Here is a 5,094-nt window from a genome sequence, read left to right as displayed (position 1 = left end):
GTTGTTCGCAGCGGTCACGCCAACGGACCCCGGACGGCCCGGCAAATGGTCCTTGATCCGCTCCCACTGGTCGTCGCGCAAGGCATGTCGATGCATCGGTCAGCCTCTCCAAAGCTGACTGCCTATGCATCGAAGAACCGGGGCTGCTGGAATCGGGAAGCCGCTTGTTGATCAACGATTCCGCCGCACTGTTGCAGCCCAGACTCACTCGGCTGGCTCCAATTGACGACACGCCCTAAATATCAGATCGTTAATTTCGGAGTGCATAACGTGACGACCTCGCCAGCGACACCCCCCGAGTCGGCGCCGATTGAGGCTGGAGGCGCCACGATCATCCCGTTCCCCATGCGCAAGCCCGCCGCGCCGGCGGCCGAAGCGTCCCCAGACGACTCCAGTCCGGCCGATCGGCTGGTTGGGGCGCTGGCGAAGCTGAACGCGGCGCTGGCCGAGCAGCGGCAGGCGGTGGCCACCTGGCGGGCGGCCATGGCCGATCTGAGGACCTCCACGAGCGGGCTGAGCGCCGGCCTGCACCGCTATAACGCCAGCCTGGGGACACTGAGCGACAAGGTCGCCGCCGTGAACAGGCAGGCGCGGGACCTGGAGGCATGGGCTGACGGTGCGCTGGCGAGCCAGGGGGCGGCGGACACGACGCTGCGTCACTGACCGTTTGTGCGGTCCGGTCTGTTGCCTCGCCGTCATGGCTGGCGCGGGTCGCATCAGCGCGAACACAACGGGGATCGGGGCATGGTCGTCTCCTCATCGTCATGGCCGGGACGCGTCCGGCCATGACGACGAGGCAACGGACCGGACGCCAAATCCTACTCCAACTGCTGCACTGTCCTGATACCCAGGGGGACACGCCCGGCCATAACCAGGTAACAGCGGGCAGCCCTTGCACCCACACCCCGGACTCTGCTCCGCTGCGCGCGGAGGAGTCCGGAAATGTCCAGCACAAACCTGATCGAAACGCTGCGGGCGGCGCGCGTGGTGCCCGTGGTGCGCACACGTTCGGCCGCGCATGCCGAAACCGCGGTGACCTGGCTGCGGCAGGCCGGGCTGCGGATCTTCGAGATCACCCTGACCATCCCCGGCGCGGTGGACCTGATCGCGCGGCTGGCAAAGGACCCCGACATTCTCGTCGGCGCCGGCACGGTGCCGGATGCCGCCGCCGCCCGCGCCTGCCTGGATGCCGGCGCCCGCTTCCTCGTCGCCCCCTGGGTCGATCCGTCGCTCGCCGAGCCCTGCCACGCCGCCGGCGCCACCCTGATGCTCGGGGCGCTGACGCCGACGGAAGTGCGGGCGGCGCTGGCGGCGGGGGCGGACGTGGTGAAGGTGTTTCCTGCGTCCTCCATCGGCGGCCCCGGCCATATCCGCGCCCTGGCCAGCGTGCTGCCGCAGGTGGCGTTCTGCCCGACCGGCGGGGCGGAGCCGGGCAACGTCGCCGCCTACCTGGCCGCCGGCGCGGCGTTCGTCGGCATGGGCGGCGCCCTGGTCGATGAAAAGCGAATCGCCGCCGGCGACCGGGACGCGATCCAGAGCGTGGCGCGGACGGTGCTGGAGAGCAGGCAGTGACCGCCGACCTGCTGTGCATGGGTGAGCCGATGCTGGAGTTCAACCAACTTCCCCCGGGGCCGGACGGCGCGCAGCATTACCTGGAGGGCCACGGCGGCGACACCTCCAACGCCGCGATCGCCGCGGCGCGGCAGGGCACGCGCGTGGGGTATGTCACCGCGCTCGGCCAGGACATGCCCGGCGACAGCTTCATCCGGCTGTGGCAGCGCGAGGGCGTGGACACCACCACCGTGCTGCGCAGCGAGCGCCACCAGACCGGCGTGTATTTCGTCACGCATGACGCCTGCGGGCACCACTTCTTACATTACCGCACCGGCTCCGCCGCTTCGATGTTTGCGCCGCACGACCTGCCGGAGGCCGACATCGCCGCCGCCCGGATGCTGTACGTCTCCGGGATCAGCCAGGGAATCTCGCTGTCGGCCTGCGACGCGGTGTTCGCGGCGATCGACATCGCCTGCCGGCACGGGGTGAAGGTGGCCTACGACACCAACTACCGGCCGCGGCTGTGGCCGCCGGCGCGGGCGGCGGCGGTGATGCACGCGGCGATAGCCAAGGCCGACTACGCCATGCCGGGCGAGGAGGACGTGCGCACCCTGACCGGCCTGACCGAGCCGGACGCGATGCTGGATTTCTACCTGCGGCTCGGCGCCCGGGTGGTGCTGCTGAAGATGGGCGCGGCGGGCGCGTACCTGGCGACGGCCAAGGCGCGGACGCGGATTCAGCCGCATCCGGTCGTGCCGGTGGATGCCACCGGGGCGGGGGACACGTTCTGCGGCGCGTTCCTGGCGCGCATCCTGGCCGGCGACGCGCCCGAGGCGGCGGCGCGCTATGCCAGTGTGGCCGCGGCGCTGAAATGCCTGGGATACGGCGCGGTGGCGCCGATTCCGCGGGCCGAGGCGGTGTGGGCCGTGCTGCGGCGCAGCGGGGGCTGATCGGCAGGCGGCCGAGGCACAGCCGCCTTGATCCAGGTCAATGCGCTCCCTTGCGGCGGTTCCGTAACTGGTGGGCCGATGGAACAGACGGGATCCGCGCCATGAAGTCCGTCCTTGTCGCCGTATCGCCCGCGTCCGTGCCTGCCGTTGCCGCCCAAGCCGATCTGGTGCGGCACTGAGCGGCGCGCCACAGGCAAGGAGTTGGAAATGAAACGTTTCATCTGCGCGGCCGTGCTGGCCGCGTGCGTCATCGGTCCATCGGCGCTGGCGCAGTCCGCCATCAACACCGTCGTTGCGGTGGCCAATCCACGTCACTACGAAGGCCGCTGCCCGGCTTCGATTGCCTTCGTCGCCACGATTTCGGTCAACCAGCCGACGAAGGTGTCGTATCGTTGGGAACGCAGCGACGGCGCCACCGGCCGGGTGGAAACGGCGGTCATCCGCGGGCGGGGTCACGGCGTAACGACGACCTGGACGTTGAGCCGGCGGCGGGGCGAGACGTTCAAGGGGGCGCAGACCTTGCACCTCCTGTCGCCGGGCAATCTCCGCTCGAATCCGGCGGAGTTCACGCTGGTCTGCCGGTAGGCGCCGCGGCAGCCGGCGCGTCGGCGCGGAGCGGCCGGGCCGGGGGCGATCCTGCACCGCCGCGGCCTGACCCGTTGCCGGAATCCGCCGGGATTTTCCCTTGCCATCTGCCAGAATCCACCCACGCTTCCTATGTATTCTGCCAGGCGCAGTCATCAGGACGCGAAGACCGAGCACGCCGCGTGACGTTCATTAGAGCAATATCGGCCTGACTGGAAATCGCGGAGCGATTTCAGGCCGATGAAATTGCTCGTGAAATTATGAGCTGGAGCGTTTCCAGTCAGGCTGAAAACGCTCTAGAATGGAACTGCGGGAGGAGACAATGCGTCTTCATTGCGGATTCATCCTCATCACTCTCTGCCTGGCGACGGCCGCCGTCGCGCAGACGCCGGACAAGATCCCCCGGGAGATCGGCAACCGCGCCAACGGCCTCGATTACCAGCCGACGCCCGGCGAAGTTGGCCCGCGGGAGCAGCAGGCCGGCATCAAACCCTCGCCCGCGCAGCGGAAGGCGACGGATGCCGATCTTGAGCGGATGTACAACAAACTGATGCGCGATTATCCGCAGGACCAGGGTAAGCCTGCGCGGTGACCGGGACGGTTGACGTAACGGCGGTGGCGACATGGGAAGGAAATCGTGCCTGCCTCGGTTGTGGCACCGGTCATCCGAAAGGAGGTGTTATCCCCGTAACCTGTGGATGGTTCGGTGAGTAATCGTTGGACAGGCGGCCGAATGCGGCTTGGTTCCGCCCGCTTCCGAAGACTGCCGAAATCTTGAGCAGACGATGGGCCGCGTACCAGTGGCCTGAAACCCGACAGCCATGGATTGCAGAGAATTCCCCCTCTACGACGCTCCGCCCGCCGACTGGGTTTGCGCGGTGGCCGGGCTTCCGGCATTGGCGCTGATAGGGCCGGTTGGCAGCATGCTCGTTGCGGCGGCGTCATGACAGGCGCGGGTCTGGTATCCGCTCCTGCGCCTGAGGGTCCGGGCCGAAATAACCGATCCACCGGAGCCGGCGCACCGCCCCCCCCGGTCCTGTTTTCAGAGCAATCCTCCCTGGCCGCGCGCGGCCACCACGATGGATGTAGATGGGCGAGGCCCGAACCATGCGATGCGGCGCTTTATCTGACCGCGCCTGAGGCTCAGGCGGAACTGCTGAGTGACGCTCTGGCCAGCGGCGATGCCGGTTATGTCGGCTTGGCACTTGATGTGATCGCACCGGCGCGCGGCGCGGCTGACGTCACGCGGGAGGACGGATCGGGGTTTTCCGTGATGCGGTTGTCGGGACGCAATGCGGCGAGGCGGGGCAGGTTGAGGGGCCCTGTTGTGTCAAGAGCCGGCGATGGCGACGACCTGTGTGAAGGCCCGCTTGGCGCCCACTCTCGTCATCCAATCGCCTTGGCTGTCACCTCTGAAGCGGACACTCCCCCGACCGCAGTCTGATGGCAAGAATGGGTAATTTTGCGTTACAGCAGACCGCAGGCCGGTTGGGACAGGGCGACGGCGCACCCGCATCGTCATGGCCCGGCTTGTCCGGGCGACCTGTCGCGGCACACGTGCTGGAACAGGTGGCCCGGACGAGCCGGGCCATGACGATGAGGACAGGCCACCTGTGCGTCCCAACCGACCTGCGGTCTGCTGTAGTCAGCTTCCGGTAAGGAAATCACGAACCAGAGTGATTGTTGCCCGCGGATTCTCCTCCATGATCCAATGTCCGGACCCGGGGATGATACCTTCCCGAACATCGGTGGCAGCGGCTCGCGCCACGCCCGCCATTGTTGCACCAAACGATTTCTCGCCTCCGATCGCCAGCACCGGCATCCGCAAACGGGCGCCTGTGGCAAGCCACGCGCGATTGTCGGACGCATCCTGGTCGAAGGCCGCGAACTGCGCGAAGCCCGAATGCATGGCTCCGGGCAAGGCGTAGAGTTGGGCGTAATGGACCCGCGACGCCTCGCCAAAGCTGGCGGGATCGGCCGAAAATTCGTTCCAGAATCGATCTAG

The 5,094-nt window shown here is 67.8% G+C and carries 6 protein-coding genes and 1 pseudogene; 5 read left to right on the top strand and 2 right to left on the bottom strand.

From position 1 onward, the window contains the following. Positions 1-96: pseudogene (locus tag CCS01_RS34925) on the bottom strand (IS5/IS1182 family transposase); the annotation flags it as partial. 174 nt (positions 97-270) lie between these two features. Between CCS01_RS34925 and CCS01_RS00520 the strand changes: the two are divergent. From CCS01_RS00520 to CCS01_RS00500, 5 genes are all read left to right on the top strand, one after another. Beyond that, positions 271-663, top strand: coding sequence for a hypothetical protein (locus CCS01_RS00520; protein ID WP_146101507.1), 393 nt, complete (start codon positions 271-273; stop codon positions 661-663). Positions 664-942: 279 nt separating this feature from the next. Further along, positions 943-1,572, top strand: a complete 630-nt coding sequence (locus tag CCS01_RS00515; protein ID WP_104516883.1) for a bifunctional 4-hydroxy-2-oxoglutarate aldolase/2-dehydro-3-deoxy-phosphogluconate aldolase — start codon at positions 943-945, stop codon at positions 1,570-1,572. Continuing rightward, the gene (locus tag CCS01_RS00510; RefSeq protein WP_104516882.1) at positions 1,569-2,504 is read left to right on the top strand and encodes a sugar kinase; all 936 of its coding nucleotides are present in this window, start codon (positions 1,569-1,571) and stop codon (positions 2,502-2,504) included. Before CCS01_RS00515 ends, CCS01_RS00510 begins: the two co-directional genes overlap by 4 nt. A 207-nt stretch (positions 2,505-2,711) precedes the next feature. Continuing rightward, positions 2,712-3,089 carry a hypothetical protein gene (locus CCS01_RS00505; protein ID WP_146101506.1) on the top strand — a complete coding sequence of 126 codons (378 nt, stop codon included), beginning with the start codon at positions 2,712-2,714 and terminating at the stop codon, positions 3,087-3,089. Positions 3,090-3,390: 301 nt separating this feature from the next. After that, the gene (locus tag CCS01_RS00500) at positions 3,391-3,681 is read left to right on the top strand and encodes a hypothetical protein (RefSeq protein ID WP_104516880.1); all 291 of its coding nucleotides are present in this window, start codon (positions 3,391-3,393) and stop codon (positions 3,679-3,681) included. A 1,053-nt stretch (positions 3,682-4,734) separates the two neighbouring features. Here CCS01_RS00500 and CCS01_RS00495 read toward each other — a convergent pair. Further along, the coding region (locus CCS01_RS00495; protein ID WP_146101505.1) for an alpha/beta fold hydrolase at positions 4,735-5,094 on the bottom strand (360 nt) is incomplete at its 5' end.

The sequence above is a fragment of the Rhodopila globiformis genome (genome assembly GCF_002937115.1).
Taxonomy (GTDB): domain Bacteria; phylum Pseudomonadota; class Alphaproteobacteria; order Acetobacterales; family Acetobacteraceae; genus Rhodopila; species Rhodopila globiformis.
This window is presented reverse-complemented; position numbering and strand designations above follow the sequence as displayed.

What these genes read in the sequence shown, in the direction of transcription:
- CCS01_RS00515 (WP_104516883.1), top strand. Translation starts at nt 943, where the DNA reads ATGTCCAGCACAAACCTGATCGAAACGCTGCGGGCGGCGCGCGTGGTG.
- CCS01_RS00500 (WP_104516880.1), top strand. Translation starts at nt 3,391, where the DNA reads ATGGAACTGCGGGAGGAGACAATGCGTCTTCATTGCGGATTCATCCTC.
- CCS01_RS00505 (WP_146101506.1), top strand. Translation starts at nt 2,712, where the DNA reads ATGAAACGTTTCATCTGCGCGGCCGTGCTGGCCGCGTGCGTCATCGGT.